Annotated in this window: 22 protein-coding genes; 10 read left to right on the top strand and 12 right to left on the bottom strand. The window is 59.9% G+C overall.

Annotation, left to right across the window (positions count from 1 at the left end):
• Window positions 1-17 precede the first annotated feature (17 nt).
• The 5 genes from ATU_RS16345 to ATU_RS16365 are packed head-to-tail and all read right to left on the bottom strand — an operon-like array spanning window position 18 to window position 5,203.
• Window positions 18-1,007 carry an aldo/keto reductase gene (locus ATU_RS16345; RefSeq protein ID WP_010973115.1) on the bottom strand — a complete coding sequence of 330 codons (990 nt, stop codon included), beginning with the start codon at window positions 1,005-1,007 and terminating at the stop codon, window positions 18-20.
• Window positions 1,004-2,197, bottom strand: a complete 1,194-nt coding sequence (uxuA, locus tag ATU_RS16350) for a mannonate dehydratase (RefSeq protein ID WP_010973116.1) — start codon at window positions 2,195-2,197, stop codon at window positions 1,004-1,006. Before uxuA ends, ATU_RS16345 begins: the two co-directional genes overlap by 4 nt.
• A gap of 3 nt (window positions 2,198-2,200) precedes the next feature.
• Entirely contained in the window at window positions 2,201-3,673 is a 1,473-nt protein-coding gene (locus tag ATU_RS16355; RefSeq protein WP_010973117.1) for a mannitol dehydrogenase family protein, read from the bottom strand.
• Window positions 3,674-3,690: 17 nt separating this feature from the next.
• Window positions 3,691-4,431 (bottom strand): SDR family NAD(P)-dependent oxidoreductase, encoded by a 741-nt coding sequence (locus ATU_RS16360; RefSeq protein WP_010973118.1) that lies wholly within the window; start codon window positions 4,429-4,431, stop codon window positions 3,691-3,693.
• Between the two features lie 22 nt (window positions 4,432-4,453).
• Window positions 4,454-5,203: a GntR family transcriptional regulator gene (locus tag ATU_RS16365; RefSeq protein ID WP_010973119.1), complete on the bottom strand. Its 750-nt coding sequence runs from the start codon at window positions 5,201-5,203 to the stop codon at window positions 4,454-4,456.
• A gap of 151 nt (window positions 5,204-5,354) precedes the next feature.
• On the opposite strand from ATU_RS16365, the gene ATU_RS16370 reads away from it, so the two are divergent.
• The 5 genes from ATU_RS16370 (at window position 5,355) to ATU_RS16390 (ending at window position 10,973) form a co-directional block, all read left to right on the top strand.
• Window positions 5,355-6,395: a sugar ABC transporter substrate-binding protein gene (locus ATU_RS16370; protein WP_010973120.1), complete on the top strand. Its 1,041-nt coding sequence runs from the start codon at window positions 5,355-5,357 to the stop codon at window positions 6,393-6,395.
• A gap of 139 nt (window positions 6,396-6,534) precedes the next feature.
• Window positions 6,535-7,575, top strand: a complete 1,041-nt coding sequence (locus tag ATU_RS16375; protein ID WP_010973121.1) for an ABC transporter permease — start codon at window positions 6,535-6,537, stop codon at window positions 7,573-7,575.
• Window positions 7,576-7,585: 10 nt separating this feature from the next.
• Window positions 7,586-8,563 carry an ABC transporter permease gene (locus tag ATU_RS16380; protein WP_010973122.1) on the top strand — a complete coding sequence of 326 codons (978 nt, stop codon included), beginning with the start codon at window positions 7,586-7,588 and terminating at the stop codon, window positions 8,561-8,563.
• Window positions 8,564-8,567: 4 nt separating this feature from the next.
• The gene (locus tag ATU_RS16385) at window positions 8,568-10,109 is read left to right on the top strand and encodes a sugar ABC transporter ATP-binding protein (RefSeq protein ID WP_010973123.1); all 1,542 of its coding nucleotides are present in this window, start codon (window positions 8,568-8,570) and stop codon (window positions 10,107-10,109) included.
• Window positions 10,110-10,457: 348 nt separating this feature from the next.
• Window positions 10,458-10,973 (top strand): disulfide bond formation protein B, encoded by a 516-nt coding sequence (locus ATU_RS16390; RefSeq protein ID WP_006315687.1) that lies wholly within the window; start codon window positions 10,458-10,460, stop codon window positions 10,971-10,973.
• A gap of 30 nt (window positions 10,974-11,003) precedes the next feature.
• On the opposite strand, the gene ATU_RS16395 is transcribed toward ATU_RS16390, so the two are convergent.
• On the bottom strand, window positions 11,004-11,561 hold the full coding sequence (locus ATU_RS16395; RefSeq protein WP_006315684.1) for an HNH endonuclease: 558 nt from the start codon (window positions 11,559-11,561) through the stop codon (window positions 11,004-11,006).
• A gap of 233 nt (window positions 11,562-11,794) precedes the next feature.
• On the opposite strand from ATU_RS16395, the gene ATU_RS16400 reads away from it, so the two are divergent.
• The 3 genes from ATU_RS16400 to ATU_RS16410 all read left to right on the top strand — a co-directional run bounded on the left by ATU_RS16400 (window position 11,795) and on the right by ATU_RS16410 (window position 13,844).
• Window positions 11,795-12,184, top strand: a complete 390-nt coding sequence (locus tag ATU_RS16400) for a hypothetical protein (RefSeq protein ID WP_006315682.1) — start codon at window positions 11,795-11,797, stop codon at window positions 12,182-12,184.
• A 146-nt stretch (window positions 12,185-12,330) separates the two neighbouring features.
• Complete coding sequence (locus tag ATU_RS16405) at window positions 12,331-12,933, top strand: transglutaminase-like cysteine peptidase (protein WP_006315681.1); 603 nt, start codon at window positions 12,331-12,333, stop codon at window positions 12,931-12,933.
• Window positions 12,934-13,052: 119 nt separating this feature from the next.
• Window positions 13,053-13,844, top strand: coding sequence for a metallophosphoesterase family protein (locus ATU_RS16410; protein WP_006315679.1), 792 nt, complete (start codon window positions 13,053-13,055; stop codon window positions 13,842-13,844).
• 14 nt (window positions 13,845-13,858) lie between these two features.
• On the opposite strand, the gene ATU_RS16415 is transcribed toward ATU_RS16410, so the two are convergent.
• Window positions 13,859-15,553 (bottom strand): dihydroxyacetone kinase family protein, encoded by a 1,695-nt coding sequence (locus tag ATU_RS16415; protein WP_010973126.1) that lies wholly within the window; start codon window positions 15,551-15,553, stop codon window positions 13,859-13,861.
• Between the two features lie 326 nt (window positions 15,554-15,879).
• Here ATU_RS16415 and ATU_RS16420 point away from each other — a divergent pair, with 326 nt between their 5' ends.
• The gene (locus tag ATU_RS16420) at window positions 15,880-17,133 is read left to right on the top strand and encodes an arsenic transporter (RefSeq protein WP_006315676.1); all 1,254 of its coding nucleotides are present in this window, start codon (window positions 15,880-15,882) and stop codon (window positions 17,131-17,133) included.
• 70 nt (window positions 17,134-17,203) lie between these two features.
• Here the strand turns inward: ATU_RS16420 and ATU_RS16425 are convergent, their stop codons facing one another.
• Window positions 17,204-17,533 (bottom strand): hypothetical protein, encoded by a 330-nt coding sequence (locus ATU_RS16425; RefSeq protein ID WP_010973127.1) that lies wholly within the window; start codon window positions 17,531-17,533, stop codon window positions 17,204-17,206.
• A 228-nt stretch (window positions 17,534-17,761) separates the two neighbouring features.
• Here ATU_RS16425 and ATU_RS16430 point away from each other — a divergent pair, with 228 nt between their 5' ends.
• Window positions 17,762-19,780: a hypothetical protein gene (locus ATU_RS16430; protein WP_010973128.1), complete on the top strand. Its 2,019-nt coding sequence runs from the start codon at window positions 17,762-17,764 to the stop codon at window positions 19,778-19,780.
• A gap of 69 nt (window positions 19,781-19,849) precedes the next feature.
• On the opposite strand, the gene ATU_RS16435 is transcribed toward ATU_RS16430, so the two are convergent.
• The 4 genes from ATU_RS16435 to ATU_RS16450 form a co-directional block, all read right to left on the bottom strand.
• A complete protein-coding gene (locus ATU_RS16435; RefSeq protein WP_010973129.1) occupies window positions 19,850-20,506 on the bottom strand; it encodes a DUF2161 domain-containing phosphodiesterase in 657 nt (218 codons plus the stop codon).
• A 144-nt stretch (window positions 20,507-20,650) separates the two neighbouring features.
• Complete coding sequence (locus ATU_RS16440) at window positions 20,651-21,877, bottom strand: glycosyltransferase family 4 protein (protein WP_010973130.1); 1,227 nt, start codon at window positions 21,875-21,877, stop codon at window positions 20,651-20,653.
• Window positions 21,874-23,211 carry a polysaccharide pyruvyl transferase family protein gene (locus ATU_RS16445; protein ID WP_010973131.1) on the bottom strand — a complete coding sequence of 446 codons (1,338 nt, stop codon included), beginning with the start codon at window positions 23,209-23,211 and terminating at the stop codon, window positions 21,874-21,876. The genes ATU_RS16440 and ATU_RS16445 overlap by 4 nt, the downstream gene beginning before the upstream one ends.
• Complete coding sequence (locus tag ATU_RS16450; RefSeq protein WP_010973132.1) at window positions 23,204-24,682, bottom strand: lipopolysaccharide biosynthesis protein; 1,479 nt, start codon at window positions 24,680-24,682, stop codon at window positions 23,204-23,206. The genes ATU_RS16445 and ATU_RS16450 overlap by 8 nt, the downstream gene beginning before the upstream one ends.
• Between the last annotated feature and the right edge of the window lie 113 nt (window positions 24,683-24,795).

A 24,795-nucleotide genomic window follows, 5' to 3' on the forward strand; every position in this document is an offset into this window, starting at 1 on the left:
CCTCCTTGCCGTGTCGGTCAATCTTCAAGCGCGAGCGTGTCAAAACCCGCCCAGGCGGCGCCCGGCACGGCCGTTTCGAAAATGGACAGATTGCGCCGGAGACTGTCCGGTTTCGCCGTGCCGATCAGCACGCTGGCGACATCGGTGTTTTGCAGCGGAAAATGCAAAGCAGCGGCCGCGAGCGCGACGCCATGGCCGGCGGCGTGAGCCTCCATGGCGCACACCCGCTCCATGACTTCAGGCACAGCTTCATTGTAATTGAAGGTGGCGCCCGGCTTTGCGCCGGTTGCAAGAATGCCCGAGTTGAAGACACCGCCGATCACGAGCGAGGTGCCGGTCTCCGCACAACGCCCGAGCAGCCGCGCTGCAGCCGAACGGTCAAGCAGCGTATAACGGCCCGCCAGAAGGATGCAGTCGATTTCGTCGATCTCCATGAGGTTCAGGCAGGCCGGAACCTCATTCACGCCAAGGCCGAATGCGCCGATCTCGCCTTTAGCCTTCAACTCATGCAGCGCCTCGATGCCGCTTTCGGTGAATATTCCGAAATGATGGCGATAGGCTTCCTCTCCAAGCGTGGTCGCCTCCAGATCGTGGACATAGAGAATATCCACCGAACCGAGACCAAGCCGGGCAAGGCTCAGCTCATGCGAGCGCATGATGCCGTCATAGCTGTAGTCGTATTCCACAATGAAAGGCAGTGCGTCGACAAAACCGTAATCCGGCGTCACGCCCGCTTCAGCCGGTTTCAGGATCCGCCCGACCTTGGTGGAAAGCACGAATTCGTCGCGTGGTTTCTCCTGGAGAAAATCCCCGACGCGGCGTTCGGAAAGGCCCTGCCCGTAATAGGGCGCGGTATCGAAGTAGCGGATACCGGCGTCCCATGCGGTTTGCAGCGTCGCCATCGCATCTTCGCGGCTGACGCTGCGATAGAGATTACCGATACCGGCTGCGCCGAAGGAAAGTTCGCTGAGTTCCAGCGCCGTGCGGCCAAGTTTGCGGGTCTTCATGCGGCAGCCTCCTCGCGGCGGAGCTGGCGCTCGATGGTGCGGATGACACCGCGAAGTTCGCCGAGACCCTTCATGCGGCCGATGTAGGAATATCCGGGATTGGTCTTTTTGGTGATGTCATCACCCAGCAGATGGCCGTGGTCAGGCCGCATTGGAATATTAGTGCGGCGGCCAGCCTTGGCGGTGGACCGCTCCTCGCGCAACAATGCCTCGATGACGCCGATCATGTCCGCTCCGCCATCCAGATGATCGTCCTCGAAGAAAGAACCATCCGCCTCGACGGTGACATTTCGCAGGTGGGCGAAATTGACGCGGGATGCGAATTCCTTTGCCATCGCGACGAGATCGTTGTCGCTACGGGCGCCGTAGGAGCCGGTGCAAAGGGTGATACCATTGTTCGGGCTTTCAACGGCCGACAGGATGGCGCGGATATCGGCAGGTGTCGAGACCACGCGCGGCAAGCCGAACAGCGAGAATGGCGGATCATCAGGATGGATGCCGAGATGCACGCCCACCTCTTCCGCCACCGGCACGACCTCTTTCAGAAATGCCAGCAGATTGCCCTGCATGGTCGCGCTGTCGATGCCGTCGAACGAAGCAATCAGCGCGGCGATGGACTGGCGCGTCTGCACCAGCGCGCCGCCCGGCAGGCCCGCGATAATGTTGCGCTCGAGAAGCGACTGTTCATCTTCGCTCATTTGCGCAAAACGCTCTTCGGCTCGCGCCACCAGCGCAGGATCGTAATTTTCAGCAGCGCGGATACGCTTCAGGATGAACACGTCATAAGCGACAAAATCCGCCATTTCGAAGCGCAGCGCCAATCCGGTATTGCGCGCCTGCCAGCGCAGGTTCGTACGCGTCCAGTCCACGACAGGCATGAAATTGTAGCAGACGACGGGAACGCCCGCGCGACCGAGACGGGAGAGCGTATCTTTCCAGCGCGCAATCGCTTTCGGCGCATCGGCGTCGCCGCGCTTGATGGACTGTTCCATCGGAATGGATTCGCAGACACTCCATTCCAGACCGGCCGCTTCGATCATCGCCTTGCGTTTGGCGATCTCTTCGGCAGGCCACGCCGTGCCGTCGGGGATCTGGTGCAGTGCCGTGACAACGCCGCTCGCACCCGTCTGCCGCACATGCTCCAAGGTGATGGGGTCCGATTCACCGAACCAGCGCCAGGTTTCCTTCATAGTCTACTCCTCCGAAAAATGCCGTTCGATGGCGCCGAGCGCGCCGTATTGGACGATGTCGCGATAGGCCGCCCGAAGCGCCGTAACGAACGCCTCGTCCGCCAGCCATTCAGGACCGAAAACGCGACGGAATGTTAAAAACCGGTCGATCACCGCATCCGGCTCCTCGCCGTTACCGGTCGGCACAGCCCACTCCGCAAAGGCGGGATCGGCCATGACAATTGCTTCTCCCCGCTCGTTCAGCGTCGCGCAGGACCGTATCCACAGGGCGACGGCAAAAAGAGCCGCCGCATCCGGCGCGCCTGCGGCACGCAGCTCCGCAAGTGGCGCGAGAATGCGTTGCGGCACTTTCTGGGAAGCGTCCGAAGCTATCTGGGCGGCGCGGTGGCGAAGTGCGGGGTTGGCAAAACGCTGACGCAGACCGGTGACATAATCCGGGCCGCTGACGGCAGGGCTCAATGTTGAACCCACCTCCCGCCAGTAACGATCGATGTAACCACGCACCCGCGGATCGGCATAGATATCGGCGATCGTCTCAAGCCCGCTGCATTGGCCGATCGCTGCCATGGCAGTGTGAGCGCCATTCAGCATTCTGAGCTTCATATGCTCATAGGGCTCGACATCGTCTACGATTTCGGCACCCGACAGCTCGATGCCGGGGCGACCGTGCGGAAAGCGATCCTCGATCACCCAACGGAAATAAGGTTCCGCAATCACCGGCCAGGCATCCTCGCAGCCGAGACGTACCGTCACCCGTTCGCGGTCGGTGGCGGTAGTGGCGGGCACGATGCGGTCCACCATGACGCAGGGGCACGAGAGGTTTTCCGTGATGAACTCAGCGAGATCCTTATCGGTGAGACCAGCCATCTCCACCAGAAGACGGCGCAGGATGCGACCGTTGGACGGAAGATTGTCGCAGGAGAGCAAAGTCAGCGGCACAGCCCCGGCGACCCGCCGGCGCCTTGTCGCTTCCAGCAGAAAACCGAGCGCGGAGCGCGGCTTTTGCGGATGCGCCAGATCATGAACGACATCGGGATGATCACGAAGAAGCGTGCCCGCCGACAAATCGGCGAGGTAGCCCTTTTCCGTCACCGTCAAAGTGACGATCCTGACCCGCGGATCGGTCATGGCCCGCAGCAGCCGCTCCGGATCTTCCGGCGCAACGATGGTCTCGAGGATGGAACCGACGATCCGCAACGTCTCGTTTTCACCGTCGCGCAAGCAGAAAGTGTAGAGATTGTCCTGCGGCGCAATCGCATCGCGGGTGTCCGGGCTGCGCAGCGAGGCCGCGACGATACCCCAGCCGGTTTCGCCGCGCGCCAGGCAATCATCGATGAACACGGCCTGATGGGCACGGTGAAAAGCGCCGACGCCGAGATGGACGATGCCCGGTGTCACCGCTTCACGGTCATAGGTGGGCAAAAGCACGTCTTGCGGCAGATGGGAGAGTGCAAGGGAAGAAAGTCGATTGGTCACGTTATTATCTCCGTATCTCAGCCGAATTGCAGGCCACCATTCATGTCAACGACAGTGCCGGTCATGAAGCCGGACAGCGGCGAGGCAAGGAAACGCACCGCATGCGCGACCTCTTCCGGCTGGCAGAAACGGCCGACGGGAATGGCTGCAAGCTGGCGCTGACGATCTTCCTCCGACAATTGCTCCATGATCATCGGCGAAACCACATAGGCCGGCGCGACCGCATTGGCAGTGATGCCGAAGGAGGCGAGTTCACGGGCGGAGGAGTAGGTGAGGCCGACCAGTGCCGATTTCGAGACCGAATAGGCCGTACCCGCCGTCAGTCCGCCGGATTTCCAGGCGTAGGAGGAGATGTTGATCAGTCGCCCCCAGCGGTTTTCCTTCATGGCGGGAACGACGGCCTGCGTCAGCAGCAGCGCGGCATCGAGATTGACGGCCATCAGCCTGTGCCATTCTTCGAGCGTGGTCGCGGCCAGCTTGTGCGGAGACAGCACACCGGCATTGTTGACGAGAATGTCGATGACCTTGAAACGGCCGGCTATATCCCTCATGACGGCCTGTAGCGCCGCCGCATCACCGAGATCGACGGCGACTGGATCGCAGGCACTGCCGAACCCCTTCGCGAGCGCTGTTACAGCCTCGATATCGCGATCGAAGGCGATCACCCTCGCCCCTTGCGCCACCAGCGCCGCAACCACGGCGCGGCCGATGCCGCCGCACGCGCCCGTTACGAGCGCGGTCTTGTGTTTCAGTTCCATTCTGTCTCCTCCACGTCCATTATCAAATGGACAAATGCTTGCGCTCTTCCTCGGGCAGCTGTTCGTAGATCACGAAAACCATGTCCAGATGCGTCACCAGTGCCTTTTCCGCAGCGTTGGCATCGCCCCGGTCGAGGGCGTCGACAACGGCCAGATGCTCCTCGATCACGGCGGGCAGGCGCTCGGGTTTCGCCCAATAACGATGGAACCGCGAAAGCGTCACCTTGGCGGCGAGGATTGCCTGCCAGACGCCCTCGCGGCCGGAAAATGTGCCGAGCAGCCGGTGAAACGCCTCGTCAGCATGGAAAAAGCCGTTGGCGTCATTGGCGGCGATCACTCTTTCCTGTTCGGCGATGACATCGCGCATCGTGCGGCTCATCTCCTTCGTCCATTTCGGCGCAACCTCGCGCAGCAGCGCCACTTCGAGCGAACGGCGGATAAAATGGCTGTCCTGAATTTCACCGAGCCTGATCGGCGCAACGAAGCTGCCGAGTTGCGGATACACGTCCACAAGACCCTCTTCCGAGAGGCGCTGGATCGCGGCGCGTACCGGCGTGCGCGAAACGGAAAACTGACGGCAGATCGAATTTTCGCTGATCGGCGCGCCGGGCGCCAGGCGGACCTCGACAATCGCCTGACGCAGCGCCGCATGCACCTGATCGGCGACCGGGCCATAACGATTGACCACAAGCTCCACGCTTTCGATTCCGGAGCCGGCGACCTCTTGATGACCGCCGCGCCCAATGAAACCGGCATTGGTGTTTTTCGTCATGAACGCTCCCCTTCAAAAGGCCGCCGTGAAAATCTCATTGCTACTTGGATACAAGTATACTAGTGTCCATAGTGCTTACGCAAGTCGGCTGTTGGGAGAAAGAGCGATTAAGGGAGGGTTCCAGTCGCTTTTTGTGGATGCAGGCCGTTTCATGGAGGAAAAAAACATGACGTATTTCATGCGCAGCCTCGTCGCTGCCGCAATCATCGGCGCTGGAGCCTGCGGTGTTGCGCAGGCGGCGGATCAAAGCAAGATCGCTCTCGTTCCGGGTGGTCCGCATCCCTATTTCGCCGCCTGGGAACAGGCTGGAAAGGACGCTGCTAAGGATTTCGGCTTGGCGGGCGCGGATTACAAGGTTCCGCAGAAATGGGAACTGGCACAGCAGAACCAGCTTCTCGAAAGCCTTCTGAGCCAAGGGTATAACGGCTTCCTGATTTTCCCCGGCGATCCCGTTGGCGCGGTCTCCACGGCCGAGGAACTGACCGGCAACGGCGCGAACGTGATTGCCGGCGCTGGCTGCTTCAAAGACCCCTCACCTGCTGCCTTCTGCCTCGGCACGGATACCGGCAATTCGGCCTATCTCGGCACCAAGGAACTGATCAAGGCGATGGGAAGTGGCAAAAAACGCATCGCCCATTTCACCGGCTTCCTTGTCGACCCCAACACCCAGCTTCGTATCGATGCCGTGAAGAAGGCGGCTGATGAAGCAGGCGCCGAGGTCGTTCAGGTCATCGCCGATATCGACGCGCCGGAGCCGGCCGAAGAAAAGATCAATGCCTACCTTGCCGCCCACGCCTCGGAAGTGGACGGCATCGTCACCACGGCATGGGTTCCGGCGGTCGTTGCTTCCAACGCGCTGCGCAAGATCGGCGACAAGCGCATCCACATGGTCGGCATCGACCACGATGAAGTGGTGCTGAAGGCGATCAAGGATGGTTTCGTTGACGGTACGATGCTGCAGAACCCCTACGGCCAGGGTTATGTCGGCTCCTTCGCTTTGAGCAAATTGCAGTCCGGCTGCAAGGTGAAGGCCGATGCACCGTTCAAATCCAACGCGCTGACGACCAAGTTCATCGATTCCGGCACCGCCTATGTCGACGCCAGCAAGGTCGACAACTACGTTGATGCCATGCGCGCCGAGACCAAAAAGCTGCTCGCAAACTTCGATGCGACGTATCTGAGCTGCAAATAAGCAAGCCTTTTGCGGTTGCCGGGCGGCTGACGACCACGCCCGGCAACCAGCTCCGCCGGAAAAACGTCTTCCGGCAGTAGCATCACGTCGAGGGCACCCGGAGAGGTGCCTCAGGCCGAACCAATACCGGAACAGTTTCATGACCGTGAACGATAGTTTGCTCACAAAAGGCGTGCAGGATGCCGAGGAACGAATGGGGTCCAGCCTTTCGCAGGGCCGTTTTTTCCTGACCAATGAATTCGGGCTCATTCTGCTGATCGTCGTCTTCGCCGTTAGTTTCGGCGTGGCGGCCGGCGGCTTCCTTTCGCCTTTCAACCTGTTCACGCTCGGCCGAAGTGCTGCGATCAACATCATGATCGGCCTGTCGATGATGGCGGTGATCGTGACCGGCGGCCTCAATCTCGCCGTTGGCGCGATCGGCGTTTCGGCGGCCATGGCCTGCGGTTATCTCATCGAGGTGCTTGGCGTGCCCTGGCCGCTCGCGCTCATCGGCGGCCTCGCCACAGGCGCAGCGCTCGGCTTCATCAACGGCTGGACCGTCATCCGTACGGGATTACACAGCTTCATCATCACACTCGCCACCATGAGCATCTTTTTCGGGGTGATGATCTTCCTGACGCGGGCCGAGGCCTATCGCGGCCTGCCGCCGATCTTCGCCGCCTTCGGAAAGATGAAGCTTGCGACCTATTTCTCGCCACTGCTTCTCGTCACGCTCGTAACCGCCCTTGCACTTTCCTTTCTCTACCGGCGCACGGTTCTCGGCCGCGAAATGCTGGCGTCAGGTGCGCGACCGGAAGCAGCGGAACTATCAGGCATTCGCGTCGACCGCATCTTCATCGCCTGTCACGTGCTGTCGGGCCTGCTTGCCGCGCTCGCAGCCCTGATGCTGGTGACGCGCACCGGCGCGGCCATTCCTTCCATGGCCGGCCAGCTCGGGCAGGACTGGCTTTTGCCCGCCTTTCTTGGCCCCGTTCTCGGTGGCACGCTGTTGCAAGGCGGCAAGGTTTCGGTGCTTGGCACATGCCTCGGCGCACTTCTGGTCACCATGCTGACCAGCGGCCTGCTGCTTCTCCAGCTCGGTGAATTCTGGGTCCAGACATTTCTCGGCCTGCTGCTGTTGCTGGCGGTTTTGATGGACAAGGCGCGGGGAAGCTATCTCGCCCGGCGCAATCTGGCTTGAGGACTGGACGATGATAACCGACAACACCCTTCTACGCCTTGCCAGAACCGACTGGTTCGGCCCCCTGCTGGTCACGGTGATGGCAATCGTAGTGATCCGTGGCTTCAGCCCCAACTTCCTGTCTTCCTTCAACATCCAGATTTTGCTTCTCGCCATCTCGGTCAATGCGCTCATCGCCTTTTCGCAGATGATCATCATCGCCATCGGCCAGATGAACCTCTCCGTGGGTGCTATCGGCGGCCTTGCGGCAATTTCCTTTGCGGGCCTGATGCAGGTCTGGGGCCTTCCGGCACCGGTGGCTGCCATTGCCGCAATGCTGATCGGCATTGTCTGCGGCATGCTCAACGGCCTGCTGATCGCCATCACCGGCATATCCGCCTTCGTCATCACGCTGGCGACACTGTCGATCTACAAGGGCATCAACCTCGGCATCACCCGGGCGGAGCCTTTCTATGGCATACCCGAATCGGTGAAAGACTTCGGTTCGGCCCTCATTGTCGGGCCCGTGCCATGGCTTGCTGCCCCGACCATCATCGTCGCATTCGCCCTGTGGTTCATGCTGCGACGCCAGCCGATAGGCCGCTTCATCCTTGCCATCGGCGGCAACAGCCATGCGGCGGAGCTTTCCGGCATTTCGGTGCGCATGACGGTGATCGTGGCGCATGGCATTTCCGGCTTTCTGGCATCGGTTGCAGGCATCCTGCTCGTCTCCCGCCTGCAGATCGGCCAGCCTTCCATCGGTGACGACTGGCTCATCCTCTCCTTTGCCGCCCCCGTCATCGGCGGCGCGGTACTGGCGGGCGGCCATGTCAGCGTCGGGGCCACCCTGCTCGGCGTCGTCATCGTGGCCATCATCACGCAGGCGCTGGTGCTGTTCTCCATCGATCCGTTCCTCGTGCAGGTGGTGCTGGGCGCGATGATCCTCGCCGCCGTCGGCATCAACCGCCTGCGCGAAACGCATCTCGGCAAAAAGACAGGGAAGGCCTGACATCATGGACAAGCAACCCGTTTTTCAGGCACGAAACGTCGAAAAAGTATTTCCAGGCGTTCGGGCGCTCAAGGGCGTCAATCTTTCGCTGCAACCCGGCTCGATCCACGCCCTGCTTGGGGAAAACGGTGCCGGCAAATCGACCCTGATCAAGGTCGTCACGGGTGTCCATCACCAAAGCAGCGGCCAGATCCTTGTTGATGGGCAGGCCGTGCGTTTCAGCAATCCGCGCGAGGCGATTGCCCGCGGCATTGGTGTCGTCCATCAGGAACGCAACCTCATTCCGCGCTTTTCGATTGCCGAGAATATCCACATGGAAAAGCTCGGGGCGCATTATCTCAAACCCATCGACTACGCCGCGCTGAACCGCGATGCGCGCCGCTGGCTTGAGGCGCTCAATCTGGAAATCGATCCGGCAACGCCAGTATCGGAGCTTTCCGTCGCGCAGATGCAGCTCGTGGAAATCGCCAAGGCGCTTTCCCTGCAAAGCCGTGTGCTGCTCCTCGACGAGCCGACGACATCCTTGACGCCGAGCGAAACGGACAATCTCTTCCGCATTCTACGGCGCCTGCGCGATGACGGCGCAAGCCTTGTCTTCGTCAGCCACAAGCTGGAAGAGGTTCTGGATATCTGCGACCGGGTCACGGTTCTGCGGGACGGCGAAAACGCCTGTGAAAGTCGGTCGATGGAAGGTCTCGGACGTCAGGATCTCGTGCGCCTGATGATCGGACGCGCCGAAAGCGGCGGCGGCTGGCGCAAACGCGCGGTCGAACACAATCCGATGGTGCTGGAACTTGAGGGCGTATCGACCGCGATCGGTCATGGCGATGTCAGTCTGTCCGTGCGCAAGGGCGAGATCGTCGGCCTTTACGGGCTGGTCGGCGCCGGGCGCACCGAACTTGCAAAATCGATCATGGGCAAATTCGCGGTCACCTCTGGCAACGTGCGTGTTTCGGGCCGGCCCGCCCGCATCCGCTCCGTTGCCGAAGCGATCCACGACTACGGCGTGGGTTATGTCAGCGAAGACCGCAAGGGCGATGGCCTCATTCTCCAGCACTCGGTTCTTGCCAATGCGGGCGTTCCCATCTGGCGCAAACTCTCGAATACGTTCGGCGTGCTTTCGGATGGGCGCATCCGGGCGGCGGTAACGCCTTTCCTGAAAAAGCTGGAGGTGAAGACACCAAGCCTCAGCCAGACGGTCGGCAATCTGTCCGGCGGCAACCAGCAAAAAATCAGTGTCGCCAAATGGCTCGCCGCCGATGTCAAACTGCTGATCGTCGACGAACCCTCCGTCGGCATCGACATCAAGACCAAGGCCTATCTGCATGATCTGCTGCGCGAGCTGGCAGATAACGGCACCGCCATTCTCGTCATTACCAGCGACATGCCGGAAATGGTGGCGCTGGCCGATCGCATCGTCGTGATGGACCAATACAGAGTGAAAGGCATCGTGGAAAACAATGGCGTCTATGCCGATATGAGCCACGACATCATGACTCTCATCCATCACTCTGAAGAGAGCGAAGCCCGCCTCCACCAGGCATAGGTCTCACCACTCCGAGCTTCCGCCTGCCCGAATGCTGATGGCATGTCTCATCATTGCAAGGTGAGACTGCCTTCGAGCGGCGAAAGCGGCCATGACTTTTTCCCGGCGACTGCGGTGCCGTGAAGGCGCATGTCTGGCCTGGAGTGCGATTTTGCCGTCGGCGCACTCACGAAACTTTGCTTGTTCATCCCGCCAACATTGCCGGGCTTTCATTTGCCAGACGCAGCGGACTGGATTAGACGAATCCCGTTACACCGTGGAACCGGCGACTTAATTTCGCCATCACGCCCGCCTTTTTGAAAGCCCGTCCGGGATATCTGCTTCTTTGCGAAGTTTGAGGAAAACAACATGGCCAATGCGACCACCGCCGACAATAGCCGCACGCTCGCCGCTCTCGGCGTCACGGCGGGAATGATCTTCACCGTCGGCTCCGCCCTCGGTTTCCAGCATATTGGCGGTTATACGCCCTGCGCGCTCTGCCTGTTGCAGCGCGATCCCTATTATTACGCGATTCCGCTGGGCATATTGGCCATTGCGACCAGCATCTTCAAACTGCCGACCCAGATCACCCGCCTACTTCTTGCCCTGATCGGCGTGGCGATGCTGATCGGCGCCGGGCTTGGCGTCTATCATGCCGGCGTGGAATGGGGTTTCTGGGCAGGCCCGATCACCTGCGCGACCGGGGCTCCTTCCATCACCACCAATGCCGGCGATCTCCTGGGCAATTTGAACGCCATCAAGGCACCCTCCTGCAACGACGCCGCATTGCGGGTGCTCGGCCTTTCCTTTGCGGGCTGGAATGTCATCGCAAGCATCGCACTTGCGGCAGTCGCCTTTTTTGGCGCGAGCCGTAAAAGCCGGTAAGCGGAAAAACCGCGTCGCAGTCCTGAAGGATCAGGGCTGCAGTTCGGTATCCCAGTAAAGATAGTCCATCCAGCTTTCGTGCAGATAGTTGGGCGGGAACAACCGTCCGTTATTGTGCAGATCCTGAACCGTTGGCTGGAAGGGCTTCTGCGCCGGGAACATGCCCGCCTGCTTGGGAAGCTTGCTGCCTTTTCTAAGGTTGCAGGGAGAGCACGCCGCCACGACATTGTGCCACGTCGTTTCACCGCCATGCGCGCGGGGAATGACATGGTCGAAGGTCAATTCGTCCCGCGTACCGCAATACTGGCATTCGAACTTGTCCCGAAGGAAAACGTTGAAGCGTGTGAAGGCAGGGTTGCGGATGGGCTGCACATAGGTCTTGAGGCTGACGACACTCGGCAGCCGCATGGAAAAGCTGGGGGACGACACCGCGTGATCATATTCTGCAATGATGTTCACACGGTCTAGAAAGACAGCCTTGATCGCGTCCTGCCAGGACCATAACGACAAGGGGTAGTAACTCAGTGGCCTGTAGTCTGCGTTCAGAACGAGCGCCGGCAGGGCCTGTGGTGAAACTGCAATCGTCAAGGGCTTCTCCTGATCGATTCGGCATCTGCACCTGTATATTAGGTCCGTTGTTACAGGATTGTGAAGCCTATAAATGCAGCGGCAAAGAGCTTAATTTTTAAGCCCGGGAAAGGCCGTTTTCGCATTCCTGAAGACCGGGCGACGCCGTCGCCATGTGCATCTCTGGTCCATGCGGCAGGACGGCGATTCGGCCAGACACAAATCCTTCTCACGGCGGACGCAATATCGGTGGTATGATGACCTTCAACGAGAAACCAATGCGCGCCCGCCGTGGCAAATGTGCGGCGGCGGCGGCCATCATTCCTTCTTTGGAGGAAACGCTCATGATGTTGCGCATGCGGCAAGCGGCGATATTGCGGGGCAGCCTGGCGGCGGGGACGCTCGCCGTCGTGATCGGCCTGGCGGTGGGTTCTCATGCCCAACAATACCAGAATTTCGAAGTGACGCCGGATGGGCGCGGCGGTGCACAGGGAGCCATCGGCGGACGCAATTTCGAGGTTGAGCGAAATTACGACCGGCCGCCGGCGGGCGGTGCCCCACCCGAGACACGGCGCGACCTGAGGCAGGCCGTCCCGCAACAGACCTGTATCGTCGACAGCGAGGGCCGAACGCGCTGCAAGTGAGCGCCGGCTCCTTCTTATCGCTGTTTTCAGCCCGCCGTGAGAAAATCGGATTTCGTTAAAATGCAATCCATCGACTTAAACGGCCTGCAAGAATGGGCCGCTATGATGCCAGGCACAAGAGAAGACAATTGTGCAGGGGCAAGGACATGGCGAAGAAAAAAATCCGTCTGGCAAAGATTTTTGCCGTCGCTGCCGGCGTGGCGGCAAGCATTGCGACAACGGCATCGGCCGTACCGCTTGGCCTCGCCCAGAAGCCGGGCGGCGCTCGACCCGGCCAGTTCATGCCGACAAGCCGCCCGACCATCGCGCCCATTGCCTTTGCGAAATTCTGCGACAGCGCCGCCGACCAATGTGTCCGGATCGGCGATGGCGACATGGTGGAGCTGACAAAACAGAAGCGCATGGAACTCCAGCGCGTCAACGCCGAGATCAACACATCGATCATTTACGCCAGCGAGCAGGACGGCGAAGACGACTGGAAGCTGAACCCGGCAAGCGGCGACTGCGATGATTTCGCGGTGACCAAGCGGCAGCGCCTCCTGCGCGCCGGCTGGCCCTCGGGCGCGTTGCGCATCGCAACGGCGCGCACGACGGATGGCATCGGCCATGCCGTCCTGGTCGTCAGCACCAGCCAGGGCGATCTCGTGCTCGATAACCGCACCAATGTCGTCAAACCTTGGAAAGCGGTCGATCTGAAATGGATCAAGATCCAGTCGCACGAGAACCCGCGTATATGGCTGAAACTCTAGACCGCCGGATCCATGCTTGTAGGCTTCATTCAAGGAGGCTACGACGTAGCCTAGGCGCAGGATGAGACAGCCGTTTTCAACGCTCTTGACCTTGTGCGGGAGAGACAGTATCGGCAGCTATGCCCAAGGTATTCAACTGGATTCGCGGTCGTAAGCAACCAGCCCCCCGCGACGACCGGAGGCGGCGCAGAATAGACCTTGGCGACAAGCCGCCCACCTTCCCCATTTACGCCATTGGCGACGTGCACGGCAGCCTCGACCTGCTCTTGCAGGCGGAGCGGAAAATCCTTGCCGATCTGGAGCCCGACCCCTCCCCCGCGCTGGTCGTCCTGCTGGGTGATTATGTCGATCGCGGGCGCGATTCCCGCGGCGTTCTCGAACATCTGCTGCAAGCGCCGCCCGCGCCGCTTCGCCGTATCGCCCTTTGCGGCAACCATGAGCAGCTCTTCCACGACTTTCTCGAAAATCCGCAGGAAAACATGCACTGGCTGGATTTTGGCGGCCGCCAGACGCTTCTGTCTTACGGGGTCGATATCGACTATTTCATGCACAAGGGCCGTCTCAGGCAGCAGCCATTCAGGGACGCGCTGCTCGGCGCAATCCCGCAGCCCCACCGCCAGCTTTTATCCAGCCTGCCCGTCTATGCCCGCATTGGCTCCTATATCTTCGTGCATGCTGGCTTCAGACCGGGATTGCCGCTGGATGCGCAGACCGATGAGGACATGCTCTGGATCCGTGAGCCTTTCCTTTCGCAGGGAGCCGGACTCGACCTCCTCGTCGTTCACGGGCACACGCCAGTGGAGCAACCGGAGACCGGCCCGCAGCGCATCGGCATCGACACCGGCGCTTATACCACGGGCAGGCTCACCATTCTCAGGCTCTCGGATGCAGGCCTGCACCTGATCGGCTGAGCCCGGTCAGACTTTCACGAGATCGCAGCCTCGATAGCTTTGAGCCAGATGCCAACGGCGACCGCGCCCCCATCGGGATGGCCGACGGCCCGCTCACCGAGGTAACTTGCGCGCCCGAGCCGTGGCTTCATGGACGCTGTCGCCTCTGCGCCCACCTCGCCCGCCGCCACCGCGGATTGCCAGGCTTCTTCTGCCGAAGCGCCTGTCACAAGCTTGTCCCTGAAGGTTTTCGCTGCCGGATAAAGCGCATCGATCATCGTGCGATCGCCCGGTTTCGCACCGCCAAGTTCCGAGACCGCCGCAACAGCCGCCACGAATGCTTCCGCCATCTGCTGGGCCGCTGGCTCATCGATCCCTGCCAGCTGTCGCGAAGCGCGCATGAGGCCTGTCGCATAGAACGGCCCCGAGCTTCCGCCGATGGCCTTGCGCATCGCATTGGCCATCGCCATCAATCCATCGGAGACGTCGCCGAAACTCTCTTTCGGCAGCGCAAGGATCGCCTCGCCGCCACGCACCATGCTGGCGCCGAGGTCGCCGTCACCTGCAACGCTATCGAGTTGCGTCAGCCTGGGCTCCGCAGCGATCAGGGCTCTCGCGGACCGTTCCGCGCCCGAACGAAGCCGCTCGCCGGCCGCCGTCATCTTGTTTGTCGCAACCACGGTCTTTTCGGCGTTTGCCGAAGGCAGAACCCGCTTGCGGTTCACCGCACCGCCGCGCGGCCATGCGCCAGCCTCGGTTGGCGCGTCGATGAGGCTGAGCGCTGCGTCGTCAACCTGCATGACCGACAACGAAAACCCGGGCATATCGAGGGCTGAAAGGAAGGTGCCGGCCCAGGCACGTTCCACGACGATGCCTTTCGCCTCCAGCCGCGCGACTGCCGACCGTGCGACGATGGCGAGTTCCATCGGCGGCGTTGCCCCCAGGCCGTTGACCAGCAGAGCGACGCGATTGCCGCCGGCGAGCTTGCCGTCGGCTTCGATCGTTTCGATCACCAGCTGCACGAGCGCGTCAGCCGAGGCAATGGGCATCCGCTGCACGCCCTGCTCGCCATGGATACCGAGCCCGACTTCGATTTCGGTCTCGCCAAGCACGAAGCCCGGCTTGCCGACAGCCGGCAGCGTGCAGGATCCCAGCGAGACACCCATGGAAGATAGCTTGGCGGCAGCGTCCCGGGCGATGCGGGCCACCTCTTGAAGAGGAAGGCCCTTTTCCGCTGCGGCCCCCGCGAGCTTGTGCACGAGCACCGTCCCCGCAATCCCGCGGCGGCGCTCGGCGGGAACCGTATCCTTCAAGGCAACGTCGTCGGCGACGACAACGATCTCGACAGGGATTCCTTCGGCCCTCGCCAGCTCCGCCGCCAAGCCGAAATTCAGCCGGTCGCCGGTATAGTTCTTGACGATGACCAGCGCACCGGCAGGGCCGGCCGCGGCCCTGATGCCGGCGAGAACCGCGTCGGTGCTCGGCGAAGTGAAGACATCGCCCGCCACCGCAACCGTCAACATGCCCGTGCCGACATAACCGGCGTGGGCCGGCTCATGTCCGCTGCCACCGCCCGAAAGCACTGCAACCTTGCGCTTTTCCGCTTCAGGCAGGCCGGACCTTATGACCACGTTCTCATCCTGAAGCAGAATGGTTTCGGGGCTGAGCGCCACGATGCCCTCCAGCATGTCCCGGACAACGGTGGATGGATCGTTGATGAGCTTCTTCATGCCTTACTCCTCGATGCAGTGCGTCAGCTGGCGGGCGGTACCGGCATTTGCTCAAGCTGGAAAACGCAGATGCCGTTTAAACAGTGAACAAGCACGATCTCCCTGCCGATTGCAACCGCTGGACATGCATGGAGAAGCCTCAAGCGCGGAACAGTACCAGTGTGTAATTGTCTGCAGACTTCTGGTCAGCCAGCCTCCAACATTGTATAGGACGCCGGTGATCTCCCTTCTTCTCGACAGGCCTCCCGGTCGCGAAGAACAATACTGAAATAACAGGACGCAACCCGCCACCTGATCAACCTCAACAACCAGCATCAAGGAAACACATGAGCGCTGCGTATTATACGTCGGCCATTGCGGTCGCGACTGCGGCAGGGGTAGTTATCAGGCCGTTCCGGTGGCCCGAGGCCGTATGGGCAGTCGCCGGAGCGCTGCTGATCCTCGCCCTGGGCATTCTGACGCCTGCGGAAGTCTGGTCGGGGGTGATCAAGGGTCTCGACGTCTACCTGTTCCTGACCGGCATGATGCTGCTGTCAGAGCTTGCCCGGCGCGAGGGCCTGTTCGACTGGGTCGCCGCCGTTGCGATCTCCTACGCCAGAGGATCGTCGCGGCGCCTGTTCGTGCTGATCTACCTGATCGGCGTCATCGTGACCGCGCTTCTCTCCAACGACGCAACCGCCGTTGTCCTGACGCCTGCCGTTTATGCGGCATGCCGCGCTGCCAGGGTCAAGGATCCGCTTCCTTACCTTTATATCTGCGCCTTCATTGCCAATGCGGCGAGTTTCGTGCTGCCGATCTCCAATCCGGCCAACCTCGTCATTTTCGCGGGCGGCGAGATGCCGCCGTTGTCCCGCTGGCTGGACACCTTCCTGCTTCCGTCGATTGCGGCAATCATTGTCACCTTTCTCGCGCTTTACTGGTCGCAGCGGCGTGTTCTGGCGGAAGACACCGTCGCGGATCGGGTGGAACGCCCGACCCTCAGCCTGCCGGCAAAACTGGCGGGCGTCGGCCTGCTGGCAACCGCCGCCGTGCTGCTGTCTGCCTCTGCATTCCACATGGATCTCGGCCTTCCGACCTTCCTCGCCGGCGTGATCACGACCATCCTCGTTCTTGCCATCGTGCGGCAGAACCCGGTGGAGATCATCAAGGATGTGAGCTGGGGGGTGCTGCCGCTCGTTGCGGGCCTGTTCGTCATCGTCGAAGCCGTCAGCCACACGGGCATCACCGCCGTCGTCGCCGAGCAGTTGAAGGCGCTGAGTATGCATTCCGAGGCACAGGCCATCGGGATCGGCGGCGTGGCAGTCGCGCTTTTTTCCAACCTCGTCAACAATCTGCCGGCTGGCCTCTTCGCCGCAAGTGCCGTTCAGGCTGCACAGGTGCCGGACAATGTCACCGCCGCTATCCTGATCGGCGTCGATCTCGGACCGAACCTGTCGGTCACGGGGTCGCTTGCAACCATCCTGTGGCTGTCCGCGCTCCGGCGCGAAGGCCTGCATGTGAGCGCGCTTGACTTCCTCAAACTGGGCGCCCTTGTCATGACACCGGCTTTGCTGGCGTCGCTTGCAACTTTGCTTCTCTGACACGCGCATGAGGACGTATTGAGAGTGACGTGAAGCGGCGCCGTCGCGCCGCTTCCGTTGTCCTATCGGATTATTCGTTGATCTTGTCGATCAGCTGCATGAGGATGTCCGAGCACGCCTTCATCGGCTCGTCATCGGCACATTTGACATCGATCTTGATGTCGCCCTGCTCAAGGCGGAAATGCGCGCCTTTCGAGGGAGGCGGCGGCGGCATATGTCCGCGTGGTCCGTCTTCACCGGGACCGGCATCCTTCGGACCGGGATGGGGCGGCGGTGGAGGCGGTGCATCTGGGCGGGCCATGCCATCCGCAGGACCGGGCGGCGGCGGTGGCGGCTGTTGGGCGACGGCGGTTCCCGCCGCGAGGAGTATCGCAGCGCCTGCAATGATCAGCTTTTTCATGAGGATGGGCCTCTTGAGTTGGACAACGCTGAGAAAACGGCCTCATGCGCGGTCAGTTGCCGACTGCAAAAAATAATTCTTGATTATTGGGGGCTGTGTCATGGGGCGCGACGGTCCGTTAGAATTTACGCGAAATACGCGCCGGTTTTCCCTTAACAGCGGCTTGCGAAGCAACTTTTGCGTGCTTAAAAGGCGCATAGCTCATTTGGCGTCACAGAGGACGAATTCTTGGAACAGACAACTACCCAGACCGGCAAGGGCCGGCGCAAGGCTCTATGGGCGGCGGTTGCGATCATTGCTGTTGCTGCAGCAGGTGTCGTGGGAGGCAAAAGCTTCTACCAGGCCAAGGTCAACGAACTCGTTGCCCGCAGCGGTGCCACGGCCGGTTCCGTGGAAGTCGATTTCCTCGGGAAAATCCATGTTCGCGATCTGACATTGCCGCTTGAAGACGGTAAAAACATCAAGATTGCGGCCATCGACGGACGTCCGAAATTGCCGTTCCTGGACGGCGCGCTGGACATGAATGACATCAATATCGACATGCCCGCCGGGAAAGTCTCGATGGCGCATGCGCGCGTCGAAAATGCCACCTTTGAAAAACCCGCGGTAGCCGCCGATGGCAATGCCAATTCTCTGGCAAAGCGCATCGAGCGCTTCGCGGCATCGCGCATCTCCACGCCGGAACTGACCCTTACACAGTCCATCACGACCAGCGAGCAGAAGACCGTTTACAAGAACGTGGCTTTCTCTGATATCGCCGGCGGCCGGATCGCTCGTTATTCCATCGACAATGCCAACTTCGACATCCAGATGGATCTGCCGAACAACAGCGGCGCGATGGAAAAGAAGCATATGGTCGTGTCGACGGGTGCCGTCGCCGGTCAGGATATCGACGTCGCTTATCTCGCCCGGCTCTATACCGACAAAGCCGGTCCGGAAGACAAGGATGCAAAACCTGTCTACGGTCCGCTGTCCGTCAGCACGATTTCGTTCTCGGAAGGTGATGGCCGTTTCAGCTACGACGAAATCCGCAGCGACGGCTTTACCGCCCGCTTGCCAGCCGAACCGCTTCTGGAAACCTTGAAAGCCCTTTCCGCGGACAAGAAGCCCGAGGAGCTGTCCCCGGAAGAACGCAAGGCCTATTTCAGGAAGATCATCTCTATTCTCGATATCGTCGGCAAGAGCAACATGCAGATGATCGGGTTCAAGATGGATGCGCCCGACGAAGGCGAAGGCGCGGCCGGCAAGAGGGTCAAGGCTACCATCGATCGTATCGACATGCAGATGGACGGCCGCAAGCTCGATTTCGGTCTGAATGGCATGTCGGTCGGAAATGGCGACGACACGATCAAATTCGATGAGGCAAGCCTCAAGGGTTTTGACTGGACTTCGACGATCGAGGCAATTTCTGAGCTCGCCGGGCTCGACGATACGGAAATCGAGACCTTCCCGTTCAACCGTCTGATACCGGAACTGGGGACGGTCCGCGTCGGCGGCATCAATGTTGATGTGGCTGCGCCAGAAAAATCGGACGAAGAGACGGACGAGGAAACGAAAGGCACGCCGGAGCGCATCAAGTTCACGCTCAAGAACTTCGAGATGGGACTGACGAAGCCCTTCAACGGCATCCCGACGGATATCAAAATCCGGCAGGACGATCTTACCCTCCCCATACCGGCAGACTCGTCGGAGGAGGTTTTCGTTGAGGCGCGCAAGCTGGGGATCGAGTCGCTCGCCCTGTCTTATGGCCTCTCCGCGGGTTGGGACGAACCGAACAACAACCTGATGATCCGCGAAATCTTCTTCAGCGGCAAGGATATTGGCAGCGTCAATTTCTCCGGTCTTGCGAGCGGATTTACGGAAGAGTTCTTCTCCTTCGACATTGGTCGGGCTCAGGCCGCGCTCTTCGGGCTGGCCGGTCGCGAAGTGAAACTCACGATCAAGGACGAGGGTTTGATGGCCAAGGCGGTCAAGCTCTATGCCCTGCAGAACGACATGACCGAAGCAGAGGTTCGCGCCACCCTGACACTGGTGGCAAGTGCCCTGCTGCAGCAGGTCGCGGCTGAACAGCCGAAGCTGCAAAATGCGGTGGAGGCGCTCGGCCGCTTCATCAGCACCCCGGGAACGCTGACGGTTACGGTCAAGTCAACAGGTGCAAACGGCCTCGGCCTTCTGGATCTCGTTGCCGCCTCCGACAATCCGATGCTTCTGCTCGACAAGGTCGACATTCAGGCAACGGCGGAATAAGCCGCCGCCGTCCGACAAGACCCGGAGGGCCGCAAAGGCCTTCCGGTTTATGGAACGCGCAGTTTCGCGTCAGGTTGCCGGTTGCGGCCATCTCTGCAGGGCTTCCTGCCCCGCCTCGGTCAGGCCATAGACTCCCCGATCAAGCCGTTCGAACCAGCCATAGACATTCGCAAGCAGAATTTTGCCCGCGTCCGGTACGCTGGACCGGATCTGACGCACGCGCAGGGGGCCAGACACCAGCGCGACCGCACAGCCGAGAGCCTGCTGGCGGTAGGCGGTCATGATCGGTGCGCGTGTGCTGCCGCCCACCGCCGGATCGCCGCGCCGCCTCTGGTGTTCGCGCATGAGCCGGGAGCGCCGTTTCGGATTGGTGCGCGGCATGGGGGTCACGGAGCCGACGAGAATGCTGACATCGCCGGTATCGGAAATACCGAGCATGCCGATCCCGAGCCTGCGGCAAAGATCCCGGTAGCGTTTGTCGGCCTCACGGCCCCTGCCCTTGGCCGAAACCCGCGCCGCGATCCAGACCTCGTCTGCGATGGCCGCGCGATCGACGGCCTGCAGGATAAGTTCCAGATTAAAGCTCAGTTTCAGCTCGCAGATCACGACAACAGACGGGTCGTCGTCGCTGAGGCCAACGAGGTCGCAACCACCAACTTCACCCTTGACGGTGTAACCAGCCTTTTCGAGAAAGCCTTTGACGGGCAGATAAAGCGACGTTTCCATATACCAGCGGGTTCAAGTGACGATCCGGCCCCTGAATACATCGATCTGCCCACCGAGAACAACCCTCGGCGCACCCGGCATGGCATCACCACCGATTATCAGTCCCCTCGGGCGGGGACGACGTCCAACGGGAAAACTTATACGTTATCCGGGCTTTCCGCCGGTCAGAATATCATCAAGGACCGCCATCTGCCGGCGATTCCACTCAATAGCGTCCTCGAAGGCCTTGTTTCCCAGTTCCTGCCGTTGATCCCGGCTCGCGGCCAGCTGCAGGATCGCATCGGCGAAAGCCTGATGGTCGTCATCGCCGACAATGACCACGCCGCGCTGGTATCGGTCCGAAAGTCCCCTCGCGCCTGTCCGGGTGCTGATCGTGGGAACCCCTGCGGCGAGAGCGTCGAGCAATTTTATGTTGATGCCCGTTCCAAGCGTGATGGGATTGATCGAAAGAGGCGCACGGGTGAAGGCGTCCTTCAGATGATCGACACGGCCGAGTTTGACAACACCCTCCCTATCCCCGATCTTGCCGCATATGCTGCCAGCCACCACCAGGCGAATATCCGGCCTTGTCGCCCTGACGATCGGCAGCACGTTGTCAAGGAAGCCCGTCAGGGAAATGATGTTGGCGTCATTGCTGGAACCAAGAAACAGGAAGTCACTCGAACTGAGGTCTTCCACTCTTCCGTCAAGATCGAGAATATGGCTGACGGTTGCAACAGCCGGTGGCTCTTTGCCCAGCCGCTGCCTGAACGCCCGCTCCTCCTCTTCCTGGATAGCGATCACCACATCCGCACGGCGGAAAGCCTTGCATTCCATCTTCGGCGGAACCGAAAACCAATAGCCGTATTTGTTGGCGGTGTTGATGAAGGCCTTATGTCGGTCCGCGAAGGAATCATGGGTATCGAGAATACGCAGCACCTCATCCGGCAAACCCAGAAATGCCCGCGAATGAAAGGCATATTCGACAATAACGGCATCAATGCCAAGCCGTCGCTGAATATCCCGAACCTGCCGGCCGATTTCCGGGTAATAGAACTCATCGAGATAATTGTAGAAACCGCTATCGCGGCCGAGAAGCCGGTGGACCTTTCGCACCGCCCGAAAGGCGGTAAATCCAAATTCGAGGCTCATATCTTGATCAAGGCGAGATTTAAGACCGCCCCGCTGACGGGAGACGAAATGCACGTATTGGGGCCCGAACTCCGCCTCATGGGCAGCGGAATCAAAATCGAACACCATCGGCGTATCGATATAGACGAAATGAACCTCGTGACCGAGGCTACGAACAGCGCGTGTCAGCTGCAGAATACGGCTACGATTGCCTTCGGACGCGGGAACCGCCGGAATGGCTGAGACGAAAGCAATTTTCATGTGACTGATCGAGTAGTTTTTGAAAAGGTCTCGAATACCTGAAAATTGCTTTTCGACATACGGAGGACGTCCGGCAATTTCGTTCGTACCTGTTCGCGACGCTCGTCCACCTTGTCAACGAATTCCATCAAAGCATTCCTGAGGCCCTCATCCGTATAAAAAGTCGAGGGTGACAGCAGGTCTGAGGAAGACAGAGAAAAATGCTGATATAGTCCTTCGAATTTTCCTTGGTAAGCAATGCATATGACAGGAACACCTTTGCCAAGTCCTGCTATAGCAAGATGCATTCTACCGCTGACAATTCCATCAAGCTGTCCTGTGACCCCCTTGAGAACAGTCGCCGGCCACTCTCCTTCCAGATATCTAACCCTATCCTCAAGTGAAGGGAGCACCAGGTCCGCAATCGCCTGAAGACAAGACTGATCGCCAAAACCGTCCCGGTAATCATGTGGAATAAGCAGCCAGCAAACCGGCCGCGCGTCAGCCACGTACCGAAGCGCCTCCGCACCGCGCTTGATGATCGTTTCAATCTGACTGCGATCCGCATTCTTGAACAGCATGGGATGCAGGTTAAAACCCATCACCCTGTATCCTTCAGCGCGCTTTCGCGCGATCCAGGACCTGGTATCCGCATCGGCCTCAGATGCAATCAGACTAAAGGCCGAATCGGCAACCAGCGCAGCATTCGTTTTTGCAAACAATTTCAGGCGACCGAATGAAACCGGGTCACGCACATTGATCGACACACCTGGATGAAGCGCGCTGTAAAACAGCGCTAAAGAAGGATGTGGCGTTTCATTGAAACTGAAACCGAGGATGACATTTTTTATACCGGCGGCGGCTGCCAAGTCGGCACTTGCCAAAAGTTTTGCCGTAACCAATGGATGATAATAGCCATCCATCACGTCGGCCCCAATCACGACGACGCAATCATACCGCCTTGCCTCGAACTGATTGCAAAGCGCTGCGATAAAATCGACGTCTCCAAAGATATCGACGGGATTGAATCCTCTCTGCCGCACAAGTTCCGAAGCATGAGCGCCCTCCAGAAGGACATCGATATCAACATCGGGGTTCCTTTCGCGCGCATGTTGGACAGTCGCGGTAATCATGGCATCATCACCAATAGAGCCGAAAACGGAAAAAGGATCGCAGGCTACGATCAATATCCGATTTAGGTGTTCCCCACCGCTTTCAATTTTTATATCGCGTTTCCGCTGCTGCAAAGCATCAAAGAAACGGCGAATTGCAATCTCTTCGTTGCGGCCTTCGTTGAACCTCACCCATTCGCGATGCAGTGGAGCTGGAAGTATCTTTTTTATAAGCTTACGCATTCGCTTCCTTCCGTGGGAGCATCTTGCTGGTCACGAACAGAAGGGCCGCCTGAGCCTGCCTGCGCGCCACAAGCGCCATGAGCGAAAAATATGTAACGACGAAGATGAATCCGAGCACCAGGCCCGCCATAAAATCGCCGAGGCCAAAGCTCGCGACTTCGGGGCGCATCAACTCCACCACGAAAAAACTGACACCATTTGAGACGAAACTCGGCAGAAGCAGGAGAATTATTCGACGAAGCGGAACATTCAGTTCCCGAGAGACATAAAAAAACGTGAAGGGCGTGGAGGCGAGTTGCCCCAGGACATAGATCACGACGAGTTCGCCGATACTGTGTGTCGGGATGAGGAGGATCATGAGGATCGTCGAAACCGACTTGACTGTGCCGGCTATCAACACCTTATTCGGGCTGCCCCGCGCGGAAAGAAACGGACCGTTTTGAAACTGCACGCATTGCAAGGCCCCAAGCACCAGCAGCGGTCGCGCAATCTCATCCGCCCCCTGCCACGCCAGTCCGAAGAGGACGCGGCAAATCTCTGGCGCTAACGCGGCGAAGAGCACGAATGCAGGGGTGGAGACAATGGCTGATATCCCAATCAACTGTTTGTAAAGTTCCGCCATGCGCTCACGCTCATGCGATATGCGGGAAAGCACTGTAAGCGAGACATCATACAGAGCCGACTGAAGCAACTGCATAAGAATTTGATAAAGCCGGCTGCCTACGGTGTAGAGCCCGAAAGCCGCCACGCCGTAACGTCCTAGAATGATAAAATCGATCAGTCGGGTCGAAGCAAACTCGACGCTGCGTAAGCTCAACGCCGATGAGCCGAAGCGAAACAGTTGGATAAAGCTGCGGAGATTGAGCGTGGTGCTTGGCAGCCAATGTGGTTTTCGCCAGAGCCAGATCAGCGTGACGATGGTTGCGACATAGGTCTGAACCACTAGGCTCCACACACCCAGGCCCATGATTGCGAAAGCAATCGCCACGCCGCCACCAACGATGTTCGAAATGAAGGTTCGGATCGCCAGCGGCTTGAAAGCGAGTGCGCGGCGATAGTTCACTTCCTGAAACAGCGAAGCCGTGTTCAGCGGCAGCAATATGCAGATCGCCACGATGATCGGCGCCAGCCCCTCGACCTCGAACCAGCGTTCCAGCTCCGATGAAAACACGCATACGGTTATGGCTAGCAGCGTCGCAACCGTGACGGAGGCGTAAAATGGCAGGTTGATGTCACTAGGCTCCAGATCGCGCTTCTGCACGATCGCATCACCGAAGCCAAATTCAGATATCATCTGGATCAGCATCAGCACCAGCCCGGCGGTTGCGACCATGCCATAATCGGTGGGGCTGAGGAAACGAGCAAGGACGATGAAGAGGATGGAGGTGAAAAGCTTGCCGCCCCAGTTCTGGACGATGGACCAGAAAACGCCAGTTAGGGCAGCGCTGCCTATCGAATGTTGCTCCGCCATCAACCCACCGCCTGAAAGGCCGGTTGTGGCAGGGCGACGACTTCAGCGGCAGAAACACGACCGAAGTCCGGCGTTGGGAAACGGACTGCGCCGATATTGCCTTCTACCATGTG

It is taken from the genome of Agrobacterium fabrum str. C58 (assembly GCF_000092025.1).
Classification (GTDB): domain Bacteria; phylum Pseudomonadota; class Alphaproteobacteria; order Rhizobiales; family Rhizobiaceae; genus Agrobacterium; species Agrobacterium fabrum.